The organism is Cupriavidus sp. FW305-26 (assembly GCF_058787975.1).
Map to the genome: position 1 here is coordinate 17,541 of NZ_JBYTAH010000024.1, position 20,328 is coordinate 37,868.

Annotated in this window: 21 protein-coding genes; 6 read left to right on the forward strand and 15 right to left on the reverse strand. The window is 67.9% G+C overall.

The window, feature by feature from the left end; translation table 11 throughout:
• The first annotated feature begins 22 nt into the window (after nucleotides 1-22).
• Entirely contained in the window at nucleotides 23-511 is a 489-nt protein-coding gene (locus AC3WQZ_RS15245) for a GFA family protein (protein ID WP_041688226.1), read from the forward strand.
• A 49-nt stretch (nucleotides 512-560) separates the two neighbouring features.
• Here the strand turns inward: AC3WQZ_RS15245 and cysK are convergent, their stop codons facing one another.
• From cysK to AC3WQZ_RS15265, 4 genes are all read right to left on the reverse strand, one after another.
• Complete coding sequence (cysK, locus tag AC3WQZ_RS15250; protein ID WP_010810697.1) at nucleotides 561-1,478, reverse strand: cysteine synthase A; 918 nt, start codon at nucleotides 1,476-1,478, stop codon at nucleotides 561-563.
• A 155-nt stretch (nucleotides 1,479-1,633) separates the two neighbouring features.
• On the reverse strand, nucleotides 1,634-2,251 hold the full coding sequence (locus AC3WQZ_RS15255) for a DUF938 domain-containing protein (protein WP_439669422.1): 618 nt from the start codon (nucleotides 2,249-2,251) through the stop codon (nucleotides 1,634-1,636).
• Nucleotides 2,252-2,325: 74 nt separating this feature from the next.
• Complete coding sequence (locus AC3WQZ_RS15260) at nucleotides 2,326-2,838, reverse strand: GNAT family N-acetyltransferase (protein ID WP_011617843.1); 513 nt, start codon at nucleotides 2,836-2,838, stop codon at nucleotides 2,326-2,328.
• 109 nt (nucleotides 2,839-2,947) lie between these two features.
• Nucleotides 2,948-4,933 (reverse strand): PhoX family protein, encoded by a 1,986-nt coding sequence (locus AC3WQZ_RS15265; protein ID WP_011617844.1) that lies wholly within the window; start codon nucleotides 4,931-4,933, stop codon nucleotides 2,948-2,950.
• Between the two features lie 294 nt (nucleotides 4,934-5,227).
• Between AC3WQZ_RS15265 and AC3WQZ_RS15270 the strand changes: the two genes are divergently transcribed.
• Nucleotides 5,228-5,845: an IMPACT family protein gene (locus tag AC3WQZ_RS15270; RefSeq protein ID WP_058697406.1), complete on the forward strand. Its 618-nt coding sequence runs from the start codon at nucleotides 5,228-5,230 to the stop codon at nucleotides 5,843-5,845.
• On the forward strand, nucleotides 5,838-6,152 hold the full coding sequence (locus AC3WQZ_RS15275) for a 2Fe-2S iron-sulfur cluster-binding protein (RefSeq protein ID WP_058697407.1): 315 nt from the start codon (nucleotides 5,838-5,840) through the stop codon (nucleotides 6,150-6,152). The genes AC3WQZ_RS15270 and AC3WQZ_RS15275 overlap by 8 nt, the downstream gene beginning before the upstream one ends.
• Nucleotides 6,153-6,315: 163 nt before the next feature.
• Here the strand turns inward: AC3WQZ_RS15275 and AC3WQZ_RS15280 are convergent, their stop codons facing one another.
• Nucleotides 6,316-7,413 (reverse strand): extracellular catalytic domain type 1 short-chain-length polyhydroxyalkanoate depolymerase, encoded by a 1,098-nt coding sequence (locus tag AC3WQZ_RS15280; protein ID WP_454750121.1) that lies wholly within the window; start codon nucleotides 7,411-7,413, stop codon nucleotides 6,316-6,318.
• A 132-nt stretch (nucleotides 7,414-7,545) separates the two neighbouring features.
• Here AC3WQZ_RS15280 and AC3WQZ_RS15285 point away from each other — a divergent pair, with 132 nt between their 5' ends.
• Nucleotides 7,546-7,746, forward strand: coding sequence for a DUF3606 domain-containing protein (locus tag AC3WQZ_RS15285; RefSeq protein ID WP_010810704.1), 201 nt, complete (start codon nucleotides 7,546-7,548; stop codon nucleotides 7,744-7,746).
• 313 nt (nucleotides 7,747-8,059) lie between these two features.
• The gene (locus AC3WQZ_RS15290) at nucleotides 8,060-8,809 is read left to right on the forward strand and encodes a carbonic anhydrase (RefSeq protein WP_010810705.1); all 750 of its coding nucleotides are present in this window, start codon (nucleotides 8,060-8,062) and stop codon (nucleotides 8,807-8,809) included.
• Between the two features lie 96 nt (nucleotides 8,810-8,905).
• On the opposite strand, the gene AC3WQZ_RS15295 is transcribed toward AC3WQZ_RS15290, so the two are convergent.
• The 7 genes from AC3WQZ_RS15295 to czcI all read right to left on the reverse strand — a co-directional run bounded on the left by AC3WQZ_RS15295 (nucleotide 8,906) and on the right by czcI (nucleotide 17,544).
• Nucleotides 8,906-9,661, reverse strand: coding sequence for a sulfite exporter TauE/SafE family protein (locus tag AC3WQZ_RS15295; protein ID WP_439669423.1), 756 nt, complete (start codon nucleotides 9,659-9,661; stop codon nucleotides 8,906-8,908).
• A gap of 12 nt (nucleotides 9,662-9,673) precedes the next feature.
• Nucleotides 9,674-10,030, reverse strand: a complete 357-nt coding sequence (locus AC3WQZ_RS15300; RefSeq protein ID WP_010810707.1) for an antibiotic biosynthesis monooxygenase family protein — start codon at nucleotides 10,028-10,030, stop codon at nucleotides 9,674-9,676.
• A gap of 27 nt (nucleotides 10,031-10,057) precedes the next feature.
• Nucleotides 10,058-11,182 (reverse strand): cytochrome P450, encoded by a 1,125-nt coding sequence (locus AC3WQZ_RS15305; RefSeq protein ID WP_492300823.1) that lies wholly within the window; start codon nucleotides 11,180-11,182, stop codon nucleotides 10,058-10,060.
• Between the two features lie 155 nt (nucleotides 11,183-11,337).
• Nucleotides 11,338-14,514 carry a CusA/CzcA family heavy metal efflux RND transporter gene (locus tag AC3WQZ_RS15310; protein WP_439669425.1) on the reverse strand — a complete coding sequence of 1,059 codons (3,177 nt, stop codon included), beginning with the start codon at nucleotides 14,512-14,514 and terminating at the stop codon, nucleotides 11,338-11,340.
• Between the two features lie 13 nt (nucleotides 14,515-14,527).
• Nucleotides 14,528-15,787 carry an efflux RND transporter periplasmic adaptor subunit gene (locus tag AC3WQZ_RS15315; protein WP_058697375.1) on the reverse strand — a complete coding sequence of 420 codons (1,260 nt, stop codon included), beginning with the start codon at nucleotides 15,785-15,787 and terminating at the stop codon, nucleotides 14,528-14,530.
• Nucleotides 15,788-15,803: 16 nt separating this feature from the next.
• Nucleotides 15,804-17,075, reverse strand: coding sequence for a TolC family protein (locus AC3WQZ_RS15320; protein ID WP_492300824.1), 1,272 nt, complete (start codon nucleotides 17,073-17,075; stop codon nucleotides 15,804-15,806).
• Nucleotides 17,076-17,169: 94 nt separating this feature from the next.
• Nucleotides 17,170-17,544, reverse strand: a complete 375-nt coding sequence (gene czcI, locus AC3WQZ_RS15325) for a cation efflux protein, CzcI family (protein ID WP_010810712.1) — start codon at nucleotides 17,542-17,544, stop codon at nucleotides 17,170-17,172.
• Between the two features lie 285 nt (nucleotides 17,545-17,829).
• On the opposite strand from czcI, the gene AC3WQZ_RS15330 reads away from it, so the two are divergent.
• Nucleotides 17,830-18,135 carry a hypothetical protein gene (locus AC3WQZ_RS15330; protein ID WP_492300825.1) on the forward strand — a complete coding sequence of 102 codons (306 nt, stop codon included), beginning with the start codon at nucleotides 17,830-17,832 and terminating at the stop codon, nucleotides 18,133-18,135.
• A gap of 52 nt (nucleotides 18,136-18,187) precedes the next feature.
• Here the strand turns inward: AC3WQZ_RS15330 and AC3WQZ_RS15335 are convergent, their stop codons facing one another.
• The 3 genes from AC3WQZ_RS15335 to AC3WQZ_RS15345 form a co-directional block, all read right to left on the reverse strand.
• Nucleotides 18,188-18,394, reverse strand: coding sequence for a zf-HC2 domain-containing protein (locus AC3WQZ_RS15335; protein ID WP_058697377.1), 207 nt, complete (start codon nucleotides 18,392-18,394; stop codon nucleotides 18,188-18,190).
• Nucleotides 18,395-18,436: 42 nt separating this feature from the next.
• The gene (locus AC3WQZ_RS15340) at nucleotides 18,437-19,030 is read right to left on the reverse strand and encodes a sigma-70 family RNA polymerase sigma factor (RefSeq protein WP_454750128.1); all 594 of its coding nucleotides are present in this window, start codon (nucleotides 19,028-19,030) and stop codon (nucleotides 18,437-18,439) included.
• Between the two features lie 86 nt (nucleotides 19,031-19,116).
• Nucleotides 19,117-20,280, reverse strand: a complete 1,164-nt coding sequence (locus tag AC3WQZ_RS15345; protein ID WP_011617854.1) for an IQM protein middle domain-containing protein — start codon at nucleotides 20,278-20,280, stop codon at nucleotides 19,117-19,119.
• Between the last annotated feature and the right edge of the window lie 48 nt (nucleotides 20,281-20,328).

The following is a 20,328-nucleotide window of genomic DNA, read 5'->3' on the forward strand; positions in this document are numbered from 1 at the left end:
CCACCGTGCAAAGGCCCACACCATGCATCTCGACGGCTCCTGCCATTGCGGCGCGATCCACTTCTCGCTTGAATCCGACTCACCTAGTCCGTATATGCATTGCCATTGCTCGATCTGCCGCAAGACGGCCGGCGGTGGGGGCTACGCGATCAACATCGGCGGCGACGCGGCCACGCTGCGCGTGCGCGGGCGCAAGCACCTGGGCATTTACCACGCCGTGCTGCGCGAACCCGGCAAGCGCGCGCGGCGCTCGCCGGCGCAGCGCCATTTCTGCGTGAAATGCGGCAGCGCGCTGTGGCTTTGGGACCCGCGCTGGCCGGAGCTGGTGTATCCGCATGCATCGGCTATCGACACGCCGCTGCCGCGCCCGCCGGAGGTGGTGGAGGCCTCGCTGGAATCGGTCGCGCCCTGGGTCGACGTGCCCAAGGGCAAAGGCCATGTGCACTGCGACACCTGGCCGGAGGAATCGCTGGCGGACTGGCACAAGCGGCACGGCCTGTCGTCGCGCTGAAAGACTCCCGTTCGCGATATGAACGTTTTCATCGGCCGGCCTTGGCAGCTCAGGCGGGCAGGAACCCTTCGACGGTCAGGTAGCGCTCGCCGGTGTCGTAGTTGAAGCCCAGCACGCGCGCGTTGGCCGGCAGCCCGGGCAGCTTCTGCGCGATCGCGGCCAGCGTGGCGCCGGACGAGATGCCGACCAGGATGCCTTCCTCGCGCGCGCAGCGGCGTGCCATCTCGCGCGCGGGCTCGGCATCGACCTGGATCACGCCGTCGAGCAATGAGGTATCGAGGTTCTTCGGGATAAAGCCCGCGCCGATGCCCTGGATCGGGTGCGGCGCCGGCGCGCCGCCGGAGATCACCGGCGAGGCCACCGGCTCCACGCCAAAAACCTTGAGCTGCGGCCACTTGTCCTTGAGCACGCGGGCGCAGCCCGTCAGGTGGCCGCCGGTGCCGACGCCGGTGATCAGCACATCCAGCCCCTCGGGGAAGTCATTCAGGATTTCCTGCGCGGTGGTGCGCGCGTGCACGTCGACATTGGCGGGATTCTCGAACTGCTGCGGCATCCATGCGCCCGGCGTGGCCGCAACCAGTTCCTCGGCACGAGCGATCGAGCCCTTCATGCCCTTCTCGCGCGGGGTCAGGTCAAAGGTGGCGCCATAAGCCAGCATCAGGCGGCGGCGCTCCACCGACATGCTGTCCGGCATCACCAGCACCAGCTTGTAGCCCTTGACCGCGGCCACCATGGCCAGGCCGATGCCGGTATTGCCCGAGGTCGGCTCGATGATGGTGCCGCCCGGCTTGAGCACGCCACGGCGTTCGGCGTCTTCCACCATCGACAGCGCGATTCGGTCCTTGATCGAGGCGCCGGGGTTGCTACGCTCTGACTTGATCCAGACCTCGTGGCCGTTGCCGAACAGCCGGTTGATGCGGATATGCGGGGTATTGCCGATCGTCTGCAGGATGTTCTGGACCTTCATCGTGTTCTCCGTGGCGGGCGCGGTGTCGCAGGCTTGGAAGCCGCTGGCACCGCAGGATCGAATGACGGGATGATTTTAGAGCAAGGCGCCGCTCGGGCTGCCCGACTGCCGCCGCGATCGTGATGCTGGTGCGCGGCTGAAGCGCGCGCAGCGGGTTACTTGCGGAACACCAGGCTGAAGTTGTTGGCCGGCATCGGCACCGGCTCGTCGCAGCGCATGCCCTGCGCCTCGCCCAACGCGATCACGGCTTCCATGTCGCGCACGCCCCAGTCGGCATCGGTGGCGCGCAGCTGCGCGTCGAAGGCGGCGTTGCTGGGCGCCGTATGCGCGCCGCCGCGGCGATAGGGGCCGTACAGGAACAGCACGCCGCCCGGGCCCAGCAGCTTGCCGGCGCCTGCGAAGAGCGCCTCGGCCGCAGCCCACGGGGCGATATGGATCATGTTGATGCAGACCACCGCATCCGCGGCGTCGATGCCCCACGGCTGGCGGCAGACATCCAGCGCCAGCGGCGCGCGCACATTGGCCAGGCCCGCATGCGCGGTCCACGCGGCGATCGACGCGCGCGCGGCGGCTTCCGCATCGCTTGGCTGCCAGGTCAGTCCCGGCAACGCTGCCGCGAAGTGCACGGCATGCTGGCCGGTGCCGCTGGCAATTTCCAGTACCGTGCCGCTGGCGGGCAGCACTTTGCGCAATACCGCAAGGATCGGCTCGCGGTTGCGCTCGGTGGCGGGCGCCATGCGGCGTGCATCGGGGTCTTGGGTGGAGCCGGTCATGATGGCATGCTCAGCGGGGGAAAGCGCTTAGCGTAGCAGAATCGGCGCGCCGGGGGGCGCGCTGCCGCAGTGCGTCAACGGCCCCCCGGAATCCGGTAGATCAAGCGCTCAAACTTGCGCGTCGTGGCCTGGCCCACGACCGTGCCGCCAAGCGACTCTGCGATCCGGCGGCTGGGCCAGTTCGGTTCGGCCACGGGATAGACCAGGTGCGCCGGCGACAGGTTGTCCTGCGCCCATTGCGCCAGCGCAGTGACCGCTTCCAGGCCGAAGGCATGGCCGTGGCAGTCCTCGCGGATCCAGATGCCGAGTTCCGGCGCGGGCGTGTCGGCATGGTGCAATCCCGCCAGCCCCAGGAACAGCCCGTCGTCGGCACGCCGGATAGTGAGCACGAATTCCGAGCCTCGCGCCATGCCTGCCAGCCAGCCTTGCCACACGGTCTCGAAAGCCGCCGGCGAGGGCGACGGATCCCAGTCCATGAATCGGGCAAGCGTCGGGGTGATGCAGGCAAACGCCTCGGCTGCGTCGTCGCCACGAAAGGGCAGCAGGCTGAGGCGCGCGGAGTGGATGTGCGGAAGCTGGTCAGGCATGACGGGCGGGAGGCTGGGCGTGGTGCCGGAGTTGCCATGTTAAACGATCGCGCGCCAACAAAAAACGGCGGGCCGAAGCCCGCCGCCCTCATCGGCACTGCGCGACGCGTCAGGCCTTGGCCAGCCTGACGCCAGTCGGATCGCCCGTCAGGTAACCCACGGCGGCACCGAAGCGGTCCTTGTAGTTGGCCATCACCTTCGCTTCAAGCGTCGGCCGCACCTTGTCGTGCAGCGGCGATTCCCAGTCGCCAACGTGCTGGAAGTTGCTCATCACATAAGTCCAGCCGTTGATCTCGTCCACCGCGTGCAGGCCGGTGGATTCGGCGCCGACCGGGCACGACAGCACGCGGCTGAGCACCTTGGTATCGACGTTGTACGCCCACAGGAAGTTGTTGACGTGGGTGTTGCTGTCCTCGCCGACAAACAGCGTGCGCAGCTTTTCCGAGAACTTCAGGTTGTCGGGCGTGGCCACCTTGTCCGGGTTGGCAAAGTTGCCCAGCGCATCCTGCTGCTTCATCTTGCCGCCCCCCAGGTCTTCGCTGACCAGCGCGGGCACCGCCGCCATGTCGACCGGCACCCATTCGCTGTTGATGGCCGTGCCGGTCTTGTCGGCCTGGCCGCCCTTCAGGTTCAGCTCATAGACCGCGCCGGAGTACGGGCCTTCCACCTGGATATCACCGGCGTTGGCGGCATTGCCCGTGAGCATGCTCGACTCGATGCGGGACATGGCCGAGTAGGCCTTCTTGTCCTTGATGTTGACCGTGGTGCCTTCCATCTTGGTGAAGCCCAGGCTGCCGCCGACCAGGGCGGCGTAGCGGTGCGTTTCCAGGAACGCCGCGGCCTTTTCCATGCCCGGCATCAGCTTCACCCAGTTCGGCTTGCCGTTGTAGATGATGCGGGTGTAGCTGACGTCAGCGGGATCGGTGGTCTTGACATCCATGATGTCGGCCAGCCTGATGCCGCCGTCGACCAGCGCGCGGATTTCGGCACTGGTGGCGCTGCCCAGCCTGATCCACGACAGCGTGGCGCTGCCCGGGCCCACGCCCGAGGTCTGGTGCCACTTGGCCACGTACAGCGTGCCGGACGACAGGTCGCGGGCGCGGTCGGCGATAAACAGGAACAGGCCGCCGTTGGTGGCATCGTCGCCCATCAGCACGGTGCGTTCGTCGGGCATGACCTGTACCAGCTCATGCGAGATGCGGCCCAGGCAGTAGTGCTTCTTGATGGTGCCGGTGCCGTCCGGGTTGACCGTGACTTCCGGCAGGTGGCCATAGTTGTAGGCGTTGGCGCGGGCCGGGTCGCCGTACAGGTTCTGGCTGTAGCCCTGCAACTGCGTGACCGCGCTGGCGTTCAGCAGGTCGGTCTCGTACTCCTCGCTCGACAGGTGGGTGTTCCACGGCGACAGGCTGGCGCCGCAGGTGATCCACAGGCCGTTGACGCCCGAGGTATCGACATTGTGGTACTTGACCGGGGTCAGCTTGCCGGTGGCCGGGTCCTGGTCCAGCGTCACCACGGCGATCGGCGACGGCAGCAGGCCGTACATGCTGACATTGCCCTGGTTGCGCGTGGTGTACTCGAACTGCACCACCGCAAACACCGTCTTGCCCTTGACGCCGGGCACGGTCGGGTTGGCCAGGGTCAGCAGTGAGCTGCCGTCCGGCGCGTCGGAGAAAAACTGGCGCTCCTTGCCGGCCACGGAGGTGTCCATGATCGGCTTGTTGTTGATGTCGTAGTAGCCGCCGGCCAGGATGGTGCCGCCCTTGCCGTCGGGCAGGGTGTCGCCGGTGATGAAGAACGGCTGGTAGGCCAGCTTGTAGGTCTGGCTGCTGCCGTCGCTGAACGACACCTTGAGGCTGGAGCCCACCGTGGTGGTCGCCATGGCGTCGGGCGTTGCCAGCGTCGGCGCGCTCATGCCAACGAATTCGGCCGTGGTGAACGTGGCCGCCTGGGCCGGCGGAAGCGGCGCGGCGACAGCGTCGTCGCCACCGCCGCAACCTGCCAGCAGGCTGGTGGAGGCAAGACCAAGCGGCAGCATCGGCGCGCCGGCCAGGAGCTTCAGGGCCTTGCGGCGGCCTGCATTGGGTTGTTCAAGCATGTTCTCGATCCGGGGAAGAGGAAGGGATATGTTGTTCACTGCGTATTTGCGCCGGTCCGGCGGGCGGGGCCGGGCACCTGTTGGCACAGGCGGGCGGCGGGCGGCATTGCGCATGGCCGGAGCGGATCGTAGGCGCTGTTTGTGACACCAAGTTGACGATACAACACAAAAGCGGCGCTTTCGGCTGAGCCAGGATGCCGCTGCGGTACACTCGCCCTTTGCATCCGCGGCTCCACAGGCGCGGATCCGTTGAATGCCGGCAGCCGCCGTTTCTGCCTACTTCCGCCCTTCCGCTTGCCCACTTACACGCTAGCCAACCCCGTCCGGGCCGAGATCGAAATCCGCAAGAGCCGCTTCCTGGCGCTGGCGCTGCCCGTTGCCGACCGTGACGCCGCCATGGCGGCGCTGCAGGCGCTGCGCGCCGAGCACCCCACCGCCACCCACGTGTGCTGGGCCTTGCTGGCTGGCGGCGCCTCGGGCATGTCCGACGATGGCGAGCCCTCCGGCACTGCCGGCCGGCCCATCCTTGAAGTGCTGCGCCACCATGACCTGGACGGCGTGCTGGCGGCGGTGGTGCGCTATTACGGTGGCGTCAAACTGGGGGCGGGCGGGTTGGTGCGCGCTTACACCGATGCCATCGCGGCCGCGCTGAAAACGGCCGAGCGCGTGGAACGCATCGCCTACGGCACCCTGACGGTGTCCGTCGACTATGCCGACGAGCCGCGCGTGCGCCGCTGGCTCGACTACGACGCGCAGCCGGGCTGCACGCTGGCCGACACCGCCTATGGCGCGCTGGCCACGCTGGTCCTGCGCATGCCTGCAACCCAGCTCGACGCCGCACGCGACGCCCTGCGCGACGCGACCCACGGACGCGCCCAATTCCCGGAAGCGGAGGATGAGGCCCATGGCTGAACGCGAGCTGGTGGCGCCCGACGACCGCGCCGAATTCACCGCAAGCGTGCTGCCAGGCAATACCCGCTTCGCCGCGCCGGCGGAGCTGAGCCTGCTGGAAGCTGCCTTGCTCGAAGGCGTGGCGCTGCCCAACTCCTGTCGCAATGGCACCTGCCGCGCCTGCGCCAGCCGGCTGCATGCAGGGACGATCCGCTATCGGATCAAATGGCCGGGGTTGAGTCTGGATGAGAGGGAAGAGGGGCTGATCTTGCCGTGTGTGGCTTGTCCGGCCAGTGATGTGGTGATTGAGCCGGTAAGTTTGGGGTAGGGGTCAGTCGAAGGTACTATTCGACACTTTTGTCGAGGTCGGGCAGCCGTGTCAGATCTTGCAGGAAGCCGGGACGAGACTTCGCCGTTCGCTCGCTCGGAGAAAACGCGATCACCTTCGTAACCGGATGACAGCGCGATATCCATGAGGCGTCAAGCCTGCCTCACCCCCCAACCGCCAGAAAAAATCGCAACGCCAGCTTCAACCCATCCGGCCCCGCCGGATCGGAGAACGCCTGCCCGCCTGCCCCGCCGCTCCAGGCGTGACCCAGGCCCTCGATCCGCACCAGGCGCACGTAAGGCGACTTTCCCTCCGTCCAGTCGAACACATCCATGGCACGGCGCATGCCGCGCTGGATGCGCCGTGCCGGCGCCGCGGACAACGCGTGCGCATCCTCCGGCTGCAGGTGCATCCACATGCCCGCCGCGGCGGTGGCGTTGCTGAAGTCGACCACGTGGTCGGCATCGCCATGCAGCAATAGCAACGGCGGCGGGCGGCGCCCTGCCAGTCCGAACCGCAGCGCCTGCATGGCCTTGGCATCGGGCCCGTGTCCCCCGCGCATGGAGCGCGCTGCCTGGGCGGCATTGCTGGCGCTCCATGGCACCGCGCCGGAGTGCGACCCCACTGCGGCAAAGCGTCCCGGATAGCGCAGCCCCAGCATCAGCGCCATCGCGCCGCCCGCGGACAGCCCCAGCACGCTGATGCGGTCCGCGGCAACCGGATGGCCGCGGCAAGCCTGGTCGATCAGCGCCATCAGCAGACCGGCCTCGACGCCACCCTGCGCGCCGGGCCGGAACCAGTTCCAGCAGCGCTGTGCGTTGGCCTGCGAGGTCTGTTCAGGCAGCAACACCACCCAGCCGGCTTCGCGCGCCACCGCGGCGGCGCGCGTGACCGCGGCAAAGCTGGCGGCATCCTGGCCGCAGCCATGCAGCAGCACCAGCATCGGGGCGCGCCGCGACGCCGTGACGCCGGCCGGCACAAAGATGCGGTAGCGGCGCGGCGCCACTGGTGCGCCCCATGCGCCTTCTTCCCAGCGCCCGCTGCCGCGGTTCTGCGGCGCCTGCACCGGCGATACCACGCCCGACAGTGCGCGCTGCGTGGCGGCCGTGACTGCAGCCGATTGCTTCACCGCGTTGCGCACGATGGCCTCGGTCATCGGCCTGGTCAGGTTCTGGTTGACGGCGCGCTGCATGCGGCGCGCATTGCGGGCCGCGGCCTTGTTCAGCGTGGACCAGAGTTTTGCACCGGATGAGCGGGGCATGCGGCGTCCTGTCGGCTGGGGTAACCCATACATCATATGCGCAAGCTCAGGCCGCCTTGCATGCAACGCGTGCCGGATCACTGCCTACAATGCAAGGGCCGTGTCGCCCCGAGACATGGACAGGAGGCAAGCATGAGCGATGTGACAAACGAGTTCAGGCCTTTGGATCCTGGCCGCATCAACCTGATGGATCCGCTTGAAGTGCAGTACTGGTGCCGGGAGCTGGGCTGCAGCACCAGCGACCTGGAGAACGCCGTCGATGCCGCGGGCGACCATATCTCCGCGGTACGCGCGCAACTGGAGTCGAACCAGGCCGGCGCGCGGCCTGGCTGAAATCCCGAGACAAACGGTGGCAGGCAGGCATCCCCGGCTGAGCGGGGATGCCTGTGGAGCGTGCCACGTGAGATGTCGGCGCCGTGTCCGTTCCATGACGGCATGCGCGGCACGCATCAATCGCATGCGTGCATGCAGTCCATACCCCTGTTAAATGCAGTGCAGACCGGAATTCAGCAATGCCTTATTCGCTGGACGGCAGTTTTGCTGCATGATTTCCGGCCCGGGCAAAAGACCCGGCACTCAAGACTGGGACAGCTTGACAACACCATGTCGGAAACCAAGGGGTTACCAACACTAGGACGCATCGACAATGAACACCAGGCTGCCGATTATCACGGTTTGCACCGCCTTGCTTGCACCTGCCGCGTGGGCCGGCAATGACCCGCACTGGAGCTACACCGGACCGACCGGTACCAGCCACTGGGCCGAGCTCGACCAGGACTACAAGACCTGTGCGCTGGGCAAGCACCAGTCGCCCATCGATATCCGCACCAGCAAGGCCCGGCCTGCGGACCTGAAGCCGATCGGCTTTGGCTACGCCGCGGCGCCCGCCACCGTGGTCAACAACGGCCACACCGTACAGGTCAACCTGCCCGCAGCGGGGCAGATCGAACTCGACGGCGTGCCCTACAAGCTGCTGCAGTTCCACTTCCATACGCCGAGCGAAGAGAAGATCAACGGCAAGGCCTATCCGCTGGTCGCGCACCTGGTGCACCAGAATGCAGAAGGCAAGCTGGCGGTGGTGGCGGTGCTGTTCAAGTCCGGGCGGGAGAATGCGGCGCTGAAACCGGTCTTCGCGAGCCTGCCGGCCAAGGCCGGAGAGTCGCGCGAACTGACGGCGCCGCTGGATGTGGCGGCGTTGCTGCCGGCCCGGCAGTCGTACTGGGCCTTCACCGGCTCGCTGACCACGCCGCCGTGCAGCGAGGACGTGCGCTGGCAGGTGCTCAAGACCCCGGTGGAAGTGTCGCCGGCGCAGTTGGCCGCATTCCGTCAGCTTTATCCGATGAACGCCCGCCCGGTGCAGCCGCTCAACGGCCGCACGGTGCAGGTCAGCCACTAGAGGACGGCGCCCGATAGAAGTACCAATCGGGCGGCAATGACCGACTGTGCGCTCCCTCTCCCGCTTGCGGGAGAGGGGAGCAAGCCAGCGGCAGGGTCAGGACAGCCCGCGCAGCGCCAGCTCGCCGCCCAACACCAGCAGCCCGCAGAAGAACAGCTTGCGGAAGCGCTCGGCGCTGATCCGGTGGCGCAGCCACTGGCCCAGGAACATGCCGCCGAGCGCCGGCACCAGCGCCAGCGCCGAGGCGCCCAGCACCGGCATATGCAGCAGCGACCCGCCCATGGCCAGGCTCACCGCCAGCGCAATGGTCGATACCGTGAACGACAGCCCGAGCGCCTGCACCAGGCTTTCCTTGTCCAGCCCGAGTCCCTGCAGGTAAGGCACGGCGGGAATCACGAACACACCGGTCACCGCCGTAATGCCACCCGTGACCAGCCCGATCAACGGCCCGAGCCACCGCTCCGCCCCTGCCGGCACCACCAGCTTCACCGCTGCCAGCCCGACCACCGCGTACAGCACCAGCGCCACACCCAAGGCCGAGGTCGCGTGCGTCATCATGCCGGCCGGCACCCATGCCGCGCACAGCCAGGTGCCGGCGCAGATCGCCACCAGCATCGGCCACAGCCGTTGCATCAGTTGCCCGAAGCGCGGGCCGCTGAACAGCTGCACCACGTTGGTCACCATCGACGGCGCCACCAGCAGCGCCGCGGCCTGCGCGGGCGGCATCACCAACCCCAGCATGCCCACCGCAACCGTGGGCAAGCCCAGGCCCACCACCCCCTTGGCAAAGCCTGCCAGCAAGAATGTCAGGCCGATAAAGGCGGCTTGGGTGGCGATTGCTTCCATCGTCATCGCTGCACCCCCTCAGCCCGCCTTGTGGTCATGCACCGCGCGGCTGTCCGCCGGCGCCTGGTCGCGCTCGTTCAGCCCGTAGTCGCGCAGCACCTGCGCCACGCGCAGCCGGTAGCCGGCAAACACGCCGCCGCGACCGGCCGCCTGCGCCTGGCGATGAGCCAGCGTATTGCGCCAGGCGATCACCGCGGCCTCGTCGCGGAAGAACGACAGCGACAGCAGCTTGTTGGGGTTGGTCAGGCTCTGGAAACGCTCCACCGAGATAAAGCCGTCGATGGCCTCCAGCTGCGGGCGCAGGTGCGCGGCGATGTCGAGGTAGTTGTCCTGCCGGCCCGGCGCGGGCTCGACTTCGAAGATGACTGCGATCATGTTGTCTCCTGGGGGCAATGGCGGGAATCAAAGGAAATGCGGAATGCGTGCGTTCAGCGACGGACGATAGCGGAATGCCTGCGCCAGCGCGGCCGGGTCGGCCCCACGCGCACGCAGCGCCGCCACCGTGGCGGCAGCCAGCGCCTGCGCCAGGCGGTCGCCGGGACAGGCATGGCGGCCGTGGCCGAAGGTCCATGGCCGTTCGCCGGCTGCGGCACCACTGCACGACGCCGCGGCCAGCAGCACCAGCACCGCGTCGCCGGCCTTGACGGCGTGGCCGCACAGTTGCGCATCGGCGGCCAGGAAGCGCCGCGTATTCTGCACCGGCGGATCCTCCCGGGCGACCCGCGCCACCACGGCATCGAGCGGCAGCCCTGACTGCGTCGTCTCGCGACCCAGCCGCAGCAGCGTATTCCCGGCCAGCGCCGCGGTGGCTTCGCAGGCTTGCACCAGCAGGCCGATGATGTTGGCGGCGACCGCCTGCGCGTCGATGCCGGCGGCACGGGCTGCCTGCCGCAGCGCCGGCAGCGGCCCTGCGCCGTTCGCCGCATCGGCAAGCCAGTGCCCCAGCCATTGAGCGGCCTCGGCGCCTGCGCGCACGGCCGGTGCATCGGCCAATGGCGACTGCGCGCCGGCGAAGGCCGCAACCCGTTGTGCGGCTTCGGCCGCGCTGCTGCCTTCGTTGGCAACCGGCAGGCCAAGCAGATCGGCGACCGTGATGACCGGCAGCGTGAACAGCCAGCGATTGATGCACTCGCCGGACATGGCGGCCCAGGACGCTTCGCCGGCATCGAGCACCGCCGCCAGCACCGTTGCGCGCTGCGCCGCGGCGGCCGGGTCGATACCCGCCAGCATCGGCATCAGCAGGGCCTTGAGCGGCGCGTGCGCGGCGCCGTCGTTCATCCGGACCAACCGGCCGAACAGCTCGCCGGCGGCGGTGCCGGCCAGCGCGGGCGGCACCGGCTGTGCGGGCGGCCGCACGCGGCAGTCGGAGTGGGCAAGCACGTCGGCCACTTCCTGCGGGCCGGCGGCAACCCACAGGCCAAGGCGGTCATCGCGGAAGAATGGCTGGCTGGCGGCCAGCTCCCGGTAGTACGGGTACGGGTCAGGATGGGTGACGGCGCTGAGCGGATCGATATCGGTATCGGGCATGGCGGCACAGTGGATGGAAGTGCTGAGTCCTTGCAGCGAACCCAGCGCCCGGGGGCGGGCGGACAGTCACATCATGCCGCCGCGGCGCAGGCCGAAGGTTCATGGTGACATGAACTATCGAATGAAGTGACGCAACGCCGCCACACCCTGGGACTTCACGCATCCATTCGCGCCAGCTCCCCTTCCCCTTGCGCCGCTTCCGTCGCCGGCTCGTCGTTCCGGTGCGCCAGCCGGTACAGCACCGGCAACACCAGCAAGGTCAGCACCGTCGACGACAGGATGCCGCCGATGACGACCGTCGCCAGCGGACGCTGCACCTCGGCACCCGTGCCCGTGGCCAGGGCCATCGGCACGAAACCAAGCGACGCAACCAGCGCGGTCATCAGCACCGGCCTCAGCCGCGTCAACGCCCCATCGCGGATCGCCGCATCCAGCCCATGGCCTTCCTCGCGCAGCGAGCGGATAAACGACAGCATCACCAGCCCGTTGAGCACCGCCACGCCGCACAGCGCGATAAAGCCCACCGCCGCCGAGATCGACAGCGGAATGCCGCGCAGCCATAGCGCCAGGATGCCGCCGGTCAGCGCGAACGGGATGCCGGTGAAGACCAGCAGCCCGTCCTTGACGTTGCCGAACATGGCGAACAGCAGCACGAACACCATCCCCAGCGCCAGCGGCACTACTATGCGCAGCCGCGCGGTAGCGGACTGCAGCTGCTCGAAGGTGCCGCCCCAGCTGGTCCAGTAGCCCGCCGGGATCTGCACGCGCGCGCGGATGGCGGCCTCGGCCTCGGGCACGAAGCTGCCGATATCGCGCCCGCGCACATTGGCGCTGACCACGATGCGGCGCTTGCCGTTCTCGCGCGAGACCTGGTTGGGGCCCGGCGCGATCTCCACGCTGGCGACTTCGCTCAGAGGGATATAGCTGGTGCGCGCTGCGGCTTCCTTCGGCAGCGGCACCGGCAGGCGCCGCAGCGCTTCCACGTCCTCGCGCACGGCATCGGGCAGGCGCACCACGATGTCGAAGCGCCGGTCGCCGCTGAAGAAGGTGCCAGACACCTTGCCACCGATGCCGATCGCCACCGCATCCTGGATATCGCTGAGGTTCAGGCCATAGCGCGCCGCCTTGTTGCGGTCGATCTGGACTGTCAGCATCGGCAGGCCGGTGGTCTGTTCGACCCTCACCTCGGCCGCGCCGGGGATGCCCTGCAGCACCGCCGCGATGCGATTGGCGGTCTGCTCCAGCACGGCGTTGTCGTCGCCGAACACCTTGACCGCCACGTCGGAGCGCACGCCCGAGATCAGCTCGTTAAAGCGCAGCTGGATCGGTTGCGAGAATTCATAGTTGTTGCCCGGCAGCTTGCCCACCTCATCGCGGATCGCGGCGATCAGCTCGTCGCGCGTGCGGCGCGGCTCGGGCCATTGCGACATGGGCTTGAGCATGATGTAGCCGTCGGAGATATTCGGCGGCATCGGGTCGGAGGCGATCTCCGCGGTGCCGGTGCGCGCAAAGATGCGCTCGATCTCCGGGAACCTGGCCTTCAGCGCGGTTTCCACCTGCTGCTGCATCGCCACGGATTGCGTCAGGCTGGTGCCGGGGATGCGCAAGGCCTGGATCGCCAGGTCGCCTTCATTCAGGCTGGGCACGAACTCGCTGCCCAGCCGCGTGGCAATGGCCAGGCACAATGCCACCGCCACGCCGGCAAACGTCAGCACCACTGGCGTCGCGGCCAGCGAGCGCTCCAGCAGCACCGCGTAGCGGCGGCGTGCCCAGGCCATCAGCCGGTTCTCGCGCTCGGCCACGCGGTTGCCGATAAACTGCGCCACCGCGGCCGGCACGAAGGTCACCGACAGCACCATCGCGCCCAGCAACGCCAGCACCACGGTGAAGGCCATCGGGTGGAACATCTTGCCCTCGACCCCGGTCAGCGCAAAGATCGGCAGGTACACCACCATGATGATCAGCTGCCCGTACAGCAGCGGCCGGCGTGCCTCGCGCGCCGCGGCAAAGACTTCATGCAGGCGTTCCCTGCGCGTGAGGGGCCGGCCGTGGCGCTCCTGCGCATGCGCCAGCCGGCGCACGCAGTTCTCGACGATCACCACCGCGCCGTCGACGATGATGCCGAAGTCCAGCGCGCCCAGGCTCATCAGGTTGGCGCTGATGCGGTAGTGCACCATGCCCGTGAAGGTGAACAGCATCGACAGCGGGATCACCAGCGCGGTGATCAGCGCCGCGCGCAGGTTGCCCAGGAACAGGAACAGGATGGCGATCACCAGCACCGCGCCTTCCAGCAGGTTCTTCTTGACCGTGGCAATGGCCTTGTCGACCAGCGTGGTGCGGTCGTACACCGTGACCGCCTGCACGCCCTTGGACAGCGTGCGGTTGATCTCGGCCATCTTGCGGTCCACCGCCTGCGAGACCGTGCGGCTGTTCTCGCCGATCAGCATGAACACGGTGCCCAGCACCACCTCGCGGCCGTTCTCGGTGGCCGCGCCGGTGCGCAGCTCGCCGCCGGTCTGCACGGTGGCCACGTCGCGCACGCGGATCGGCAGGCCCTGCGCGGTGCCGACGATCACGTCGCGGATATCCTCAAGCGAGCGCACCTGCCCCGGCACGCGCACCAGGTACTGCTCGCCGCGGCGCTCGATATAGCCGGCGCCGACGTTGTCGTTGTTCTTCTCCAGCGCGCTCACCACATCGGCCAGCGACAACCCGTACGACGCCATGCGCTCCAGACTGGGCGCGACCACATAGGCGCGCGCATGGCCGCCGATGGCATTGACCTCGGTCACGCCGGGTACGTTGCGCAGCTGCGGGCGGATCACCCAGTCCTGGATCTCGCGCAGGTCCGACAGCGTATAGGGCGTGCCATCCGGCTTGCGCGCTCCGGGGTCGGCCTCGACCGTCCACAGGTAGATCTCGCCCAGCCCGGTCGAGATCGGGCCCATCGCGGGCGTGATGCCGGCAGGCAGCTTGTCGCGCGCTTCCTGGATGCGCTGGTTGACCAGCTGGCGCGCAAAGTGGATATCGGTGCCGTCGCGGAAGATCACCGTCACCTGCGACAGCCCGTAGCGCGACAGCGAGCGCGTCTGCTCCAGCCCGGGCAGGCCCGCCATCACGGTCTCGACCGGATAGGTGATGCGCTGCTCGGTCTCCAGCGGCGAATAGCCCGGCGCGGCAGTGTTGATCTGCACCTGCACGTTGGTGATATCCGGCACCGCGTCGATCGGCAGCCGGGTGTAGCTGTACAGGCCCAGCGCGGCCATGCCCAGCACCGCCAGCAGGACCAGCCAGCGTTGCTCGATGGCAAAGCGGATCAGACGTTCAAACATGCACGCCTCCCGCTCAGTGCTCATGCCCGGCGCTGGCTTTGCCCAGCTCGGACTTGAGGATGAAGCTGTTGGCCGCGGCGTAGCGCGCGCCGGCCTGCAGGCCCTCGGTCACCTCCACCAGCTTGCCGCCGGCGCGCCCGGTCTTGACCGGCTGCACCGCAAACCCACCCGGCACGGCGATGAACACCACGCTCTGGCCGTCGACCTGCTGCACCGCGTCGGCCGCCACCGTCACCGGCACCTGCGCCGGCGCGCCCAGCACGCTGACCGTGACGAACAAACCCGGGCGCCACGCCATGCCGGGATTGGCCAGCGTCACGCGCGCCTTGGCCGTGCGCGTCTGCTCGCCCAGCAGCGCGCCGACGTAGGACACCTTGCCCTCGGCCTGCGTGTCCGAGGCGCTCGAGCGCACCGTGACCGCTTCGCCAACGCGCACCTGGTCCAGGTCGCGCGCGGACACCACGAACTCCGCCCATACCGAACTCAGGTCGGAGACCGTGAACACGCTGGTGGCTTCCTGGACTGCTTCGCCCAGCGCCAGGTGCTTCTCGACCACGATGCCATCGAACGGGGCAAGCAGCGCAAACTGGTTCAGGCTGCCGCCCTTGCCCGCGCTGTTCTCCGTGGCGCCAATCGCGGTCAGCTTCTGGCGCGCGTTCTGCACCGCGATCTGCGCTTCCTCCAGCGCTGTGCGGGCCTGCTGGTAATCCTGCTCGGCGGAGATCTTCTCCTGCCACAGCGTCTTCTCGCGCGCATAGGTGGCACGCGCCAGCCCCTCGCGCTTCTGCGCCGCCAGCAGCTCGCTGCGCTGCTCGGCCAGCGTCGTGCTGGCGAGCAGCGCCAGCACTTCGCCCTTGCGCACCTGCTGGCCAAGGTTGGCCGGCACCGCCTGCGCCACGCCCGCCACGCGCGGCACCACGTGCGCGGTGCGGTCTTCATTGAAGCGGATCTCGCCCGGGAATTCGACGCTGCTGCGCAGCGGCGCCGCGGCGGCGGTGGCGATGCCGATGCCGGCCTGCTGGATCTGCGCAGGCGTCAGCGCGATCAGGTGCGGCTTGCCTTCGGCTTCCGGTTTCGCCGCGGGGGCGCTGGCGTCAGCGTGCGCGGCCGCCTTGCCTCCTTCCTTGCCATGTTCGTGCTCCTCGGCATGCCCGTGCCCGGCCTCGCCGGCGCCGCCGCCGCCCTTGCTGGTGGACAGGATCGCCGCGCCGCCCAGCAGCCCCGCGACCAGGATGGCCACCACGGCGGCCCGTTGTTGCTTGCTCATTGCCATGTCTGCAGCTTCCCTATCAGTGTCCGAGGATGCGGTCGATGCTGGCCGCCGCGTCATAGGTGCGGGCCAGCACGTCCAGGTAGCGGATGCGCGCCTGGAACAGCGTGCGCTGGGCATCCAGCACATCGAGGAAATTGAATTTGCCGGCCTCGAACCCGCGCGAGGCGGCGGCATAGGCCTGCTCCGCCGCGGGCAGCACCGAGGCCTGCAGCGTCTGCGCCGCGGCGCGCGATACCGACAGCTGCGTCGACGCCTGCTGCAGCTCACCGACCAGGCGGATGCGCGTGGCCGCGTGCGTGTCCTGCGCCTTGTCGGCGCGGCGCAATGCGGCGTACAGGTTGCCCTGGTTGCGGTCAAACAGCGGCAGCGGGATCGCCACGCCCAGCACGGCCATATTGCGGTTGGCCTCGTTGTCGCGCTTGGCGCCCAGGCTCACGGTCACGTCGGGGTACTGGCGGCCGCGCGCCACGGCGACTTCGGCGCGGCTGCGCTCGGCAGAAAGGCGGCTTGCCGCCAGCTGCGGCGAGTCTTCCAGCGCCGCTTGCAGTGCTGCCGGCGCGGCGCGCGAGGGCAGCGCGTCAAGGTCGCCCTGCGCCTGCGTAAAGTGCGGCACGGCATTGCCCCACAGCGCGGCCAGCGATTGCCGTGCGGATTGCAGCGCGCCGGTGGCCTCGGCCAGTTCCAGCTCGGCATTGGCCTGTTCGACCCTGGCACGCGTTTCTTCCAGCGGCGCGACCTTGCCGGCGGCCACGCGCCGCCCGGCCGCCGCGGCCGCCTTGCTGGCGATGCCGACCGAGCCTTCGGCCAGCTTGACGCGCTCCTGCGCCACCAGCACGCCAAAGAAGCGCGTGATCACCGCGGCGCGCAGTTCGGCGCGTACGCTGCCCAGTTCGGCCTGCGCCAGCTCGCGCCCGCGCTCGGCCACGCCGATGCGCGCGGCGCGCTTGCCGCCGAGTTCGATCGGCAGGTTGATCTGGCCGGTGGTGGAGCGCGTGGCCTTGCGCGTGTCTTCCATCGACACGGCCAGTTCGGGATTGGGCAGCACGCGCGCCTGCGTGACATCGCCCTCGGTGGCGTCAAGCTCCTTGCCCGCCGCGGACAGCGTGAAGCTGCCGGCTTCGGCCAGCGCCAGCGCGGCGTCGAGCGTGAGCGTGCCGGCAGGCTCTTGCCCCGGGGCCGGCGAGGATGCCGATGGCTGCGCCATGGCAGGGGGCGGCGTCTGCGCGACGCCATGGATCGGGCTGGATAGGACGGCCGCCAGCCCAAGCGGCAGCAAAAGTCTTCGCATCGAATTGCACCAGGAAAGGAACCGGGAGAATTCGGCGAGACGCCTGACGTCAGGGACTCAGGAAAACCAGGAAATGGAAGCGTCGTCTCGCCGGCTAAGCGAGACGCGGCCACTGCGGACGGTCGGGCGCCCGCGCACTGTGCGAAGAGAAGCTGGGCTGCGACGCCGGTGGTGCCAGTTCCACCCGGCGCATGGCGTGCACGTCGGGCGCGTCGGCCCGTGCAAACGGCAGCGAAGCGATATGGCAGACGCCGCAGTCGGGATCGGGCAGGCCGAGCTTGGCCTTGTCCTGCGCCTTCTGCGCGGGCTGGTCCTGCTTGCCGCTGTCGGCCTTGTGCTGGTGCTCGTGGTGCCCGAAATGGGCCTTGGCCGAAGCCGCCACCTCATGCCGGCAATACGCGGCGGCTCCCGCCCAGGCGAACTGGAGCGGCAGGACGAGCGCAAGAAGGATGAGGATGAGCCGTTGCATAGGGGAAGTGGCAGCTGCCCTGGCCGCCGAGCATCAGGCGCCGGGGAAGTGCAGCGAGCCGCAAGTTTAACCGAGCCGCACCGGGCATTCCGGCGACGGGGTCATTACATTTGCGTCATGCCACGGGTCATTTCCGCCCTCGCCCATTAATTCAATTTTTTTGAATAACTTGTCCGGCAACTGACCTGCTTCCGTATCGATGGCGCTCCTATAGTTCTGTACATGAACGGCACGCACACAACGCAAAGCCTTCTGACAAATTCAACGAGCTTAAGGAGAACCATCATGACCAAGACCACCCGCCTCGCTACCGCCCTGCTCCTGTCGCTGGCCGCCCTGGGCGCCGCGCAAGCCGCCACCGCCGCCGAACAAGTGCCCGGCGACAAGTATGGTTATGAGTTCCGCAGCCATGATGTGTTCACGGAAGGCGCCCGCGTCGGCAAGGCCGATCCGTTTGTCGACGGCGCACGCACGCTGGCCGGGCTGGACCGCAGCGGCGTGTCGGCCGCCCCAGCGCGCAGCTTCGACACCTATTCCGAAGGTAGCCGTGCCGGCAAGTTCGATCCCTATGGGGAAGGCGCGCGCGCCTGAGCGATACCGGCACCCGGCCAGCAAGAAGGCCAGCGAATCCGCTGGCCTTTTGTCATTCGTCGCGCCCCAGCCTGTGCATGGCCTCGCGCAGGGTCCGCATCTGGGCGCTGAAGCTGGTGCAGGCGTCGCAGATCGCCAGGTGGGCGCGCATGCGCAGCCGCTCGCCCCATGACAGCGGCCGGTCCAGGCCCTTCATGGTGAGGTGGTGGATCTCTTCGCAGTTCGGCAGCAGGCGGCGGGAAGGGCGGGAATCTGGCATGTTGCTCAGTGGCTTATCCGTTGCATGGGCGGGGGGCCGGGATCAACCGGCCTTGCCGGGCCGGCCGCGCTGGCCGAACCAGTGCAGTTCCAGGCATTCGCGCAGGCGCATGCGGGCGCGGTACAGCATCGCCCAGGCATTGGTCGCGCTGATCTGCAAATGCTGACAGATTTCTTCGGTGTCCAGCTCGAGCCACTCGCGCATCATGAAGATCCGGCCGGTGCGCTCCGGCAGGCGGTCAACGCACAGCTGCAGGATCTCGAAGAACTCGCGGCGCTCAAAGGCGCGTTCCGGGTTGCCCCAGTCGGATGGCGGGTCCTGGTAGTGGCCGTTGCGCGTGAACAGCGCGTCGAAGGCATCGTCGTCGGATTGCCGCTGGCCCTCGGCATCGGTGGCCAGCGCCAGCCTGACCTCACGCTTGCCGCTGCGCAGGGTGTCGATGATCTTGTGCTTGAGGATACCAACCAGGTAGGTGCGCAGCGTTGACTGGCCGGCGAAGCGCTCAGAGTGCTCCAGCGCCGCCAGCAGTGTTTCCGAGACGGCATCCTCGGCCAGTGCCTGGTCGCGCAGCTGCAGGCGGGCAAAGCGCAGCAGGTAGGGGCGTATGGCCTGGAGTTCGGCGGGGTCGAGACTCATCGGGGATCGGGGCGCGGTTGCCTGGACGGATGGCCCATGATACCCGCGCCTTACCCGATCCCGTGGGATTGCCCGCCGACCGCGCGTCAGCGCCCGCCGGCGATACGCATCGGTCGGCCATTGGGGTCTCTCAGGAATTCGTTCGCGGTATAGCGATGCTCCTGCTTTTCGCCCATGACGAATACATACAGGTTGACGCTCGCCCAACTGCAGGCGAGCCCTTCGCTGGCAAGCACGCTGAGGCAGTTGTGCAGGTTTTCCCGCGTGGGCTTGTAGTGGCCGCTGTTGTTGTCGATCACGCGCAGCGAGCCATTCCTGATGGTCAGCGTACCTGCGCAAATAACATCATTGCCCGCGTTGAACGACGAGTGGTTGAAGAACATGGCGTCATCCAGCGGATCTGCATCTTTAATGAACAAGGAGCCGTACTTGTCCATCGCATAGGCTGTCACCTTGACCGCATGTGTCGTGATGCGCTGGTTATTTACGTCGTACAGAAGTCCGTCGTCTCCGACGATCGCCATATACCGCATGCGTTCGCTCTTTGTCAGATAGTTGACATCGCCTGTGACAAGGTTCTCCCGACCGATGGCATCGAGCAGCTGAAAATCCTCCAGCGTCAGTGCGTGCACATCTTTGCTGGCAATCGCCTCGGCCTCTGCGCGCCGTTGCGGGTTGGCCGGCATCATCTGCGAGAGATTCTTGTGCGTCAGATGGACACCGCTGCCCGAGATCGCCTGGACCTTGCCCGACTGGAGATAGGACAGACGCTCGTTCTGATAGTCCGCGCCCATCGGCCTGAGTTCGCGCACGTAGGGCGAGCGGTCACCGTGGTTGACACCGGAACCGAGCACCAGCAGCTTGCGCCGGTCGAATTTCATCCGCCCGCGCAAGTCCGGGGTGAGAATACCCAGCTGGGTCAGGCGCGCATAGAGTTCCTGCAACGCTTCGCTGCCGAGATTCGTGATTGCACGACGGCGCGTGACGAACAGAGCATTGATCTTTTCAGCGCCGCCAACCAAGCCCTGACGGCTTTCCGGCTTGCCGCGCTTGAGCTTCAGCCAGCCGATGCACGCCGTCACGATCGCGTTCAGGCTGGCGATCTCCCGCCGTGCGTCCCGTGCGCCGTTCATCTCTCGCCAATAGTCTTCCAGCGCGCAATCGACCGCGCGGATATTGCTGCCACGTGCCAGGAACTTCCAGTCCCTGGCGGTGGCGGCGATGAACGTCTGGTATTGGGTCCTCAGCATGTTCCAGCTCCCCTTGTCCACTTGATGTCAGAAAATGCCCGGGCTCGG

What these genes read in the sequence shown, in the direction of transcription:
- AC3WQZ_RS15245 (WP_041688226.1), top strand. Translation starts at nt 23, where the DNA reads ATGCATCTCGACGGCTCCTGCCATTGCGGCGCGATCCACTTCTCGCTT.
- czcI (WP_010810712.1), bottom strand. Translation starts at nt 17,544, where the DNA reads ATGCAACGGCTCATCCTCATCCTTCTTGCGCTCGTCCTGCCGCTCCAG.
- AC3WQZ_RS15340 (WP_454750128.1), bottom strand. Translation starts at nt 19,030, where the DNA reads ATGAGTCTCGACCCCGCCGAACTCCAGGCCATACGCCCCTACCTGCTG.
- AC3WQZ_RS15285 (WP_010810704.1), top strand. Translation starts at nt 7,546, where the DNA reads ATGAGCGATGTGACAAACGAGTTCAGGCCTTTGGATCCTGGCCGCATC.
- AC3WQZ_RS15320 (WP_492300824.1), bottom strand. Translation starts at nt 17,075, where the DNA reads ATGCGAAGACTTTTGCTGCCGCTTGGGCTGGCGGCCGTCCTATCCAGC.
- AC3WQZ_RS15315 (WP_058697375.1), bottom strand. Translation starts at nt 15,787, where the DNA reads ATGGCAATGAGCAAGCAACAACGGGCCGCCGTGGTGGCCATCCTGGTC.
- AC3WQZ_RS15330 (WP_492300825.1), top strand. Translation starts at nt 17,830, where the DNA reads ATGACCAAGACCACCCGCCTCGCTACCGCCCTGCTCCTGTCGCTGGCC.
- AC3WQZ_RS15305 (WP_492300823.1), bottom strand. Translation starts at nt 11,182, where the DNA reads ATGCCCGATACCGATATCGATCCGCTCAGCGCCGTCACCCATCCTGAC.
- AC3WQZ_RS15260 (WP_011617843.1), bottom strand. Translation starts at nt 2,838, where the DNA reads ATGCCTGACCAGCTTCCGCACATCCACTCCGCGCGCCTCAGCCTGCTG.
- AC3WQZ_RS15265 (WP_011617844.1), bottom strand. Translation starts at nt 4,933, where the DNA reads ATGCTTGAACAACCCAATGCAGGCCGCCGCAAGGCCCTGAAGCTCCTG.
- AC3WQZ_RS15280 (WP_454750121.1), bottom strand. Translation starts at nt 7,413, where the DNA reads ATGCCCCGCTCATCCGGTGCAAAACTCTGGTCCACGCTGAACAAGGCC.
- AC3WQZ_RS15275 (WP_058697407.1), top strand. Translation starts at nt 5,838, where the DNA reads ATGGCTGAACGCGAGCTGGTGGCGCCCGACGACCGCGCCGAATTCACC.
- AC3WQZ_RS15345 (WP_011617854.1), bottom strand. Translation starts at nt 20,280, where the DNA reads ATGCTGAGGACCCAATACCAGACGTTCATCGCCGCCACCGCCAGGGAC.
- AC3WQZ_RS15310 (WP_439669425.1), bottom strand. Translation starts at nt 14,514, where the DNA reads ATGTTTGAACGTCTGATCCGCTTTGCCATCGAGCAACGCTGGCTGGTC.
- cysK (WP_010810697.1), bottom strand. Translation starts at nt 1,478, where the DNA reads ATGAAGGTCCAGAACATCCTGCAGACGATCGGCAATACCCCGCATATC.
- AC3WQZ_RS15255 (WP_439669422.1), bottom strand. Translation starts at nt 2,251, where the DNA reads ATGACCGGCTCCACCCAAGACCCCGATGCACGCCGCATGGCGCCCGCC.
- AC3WQZ_RS15300 (WP_010810707.1), bottom strand. Translation starts at nt 10,030, where the DNA reads ATGATCGCAGTCATCTTCGAAGTCGAGCCCGCGCCGGGCCGGCAGGAC.
- AC3WQZ_RS15290 (WP_010810705.1), top strand. Translation starts at nt 8,060, where the DNA reads ATGAACACCAGGCTGCCGATTATCACGGTTTGCACCGCCTTGCTTGCA.
- AC3WQZ_RS15295 (WP_439669423.1), bottom strand. Translation starts at nt 9,661, where the DNA reads ATGACGATGGAAGCAATCGCCACCCAAGCCGCCTTTATCGGCCTGACA.
- AC3WQZ_RS15335 (WP_058697377.1), bottom strand. Translation starts at nt 18,394, where the DNA reads ATGCCAGATTCCCGCCCTTCCCGCCGCCTGCTGCCGAACTGCGAAGAG.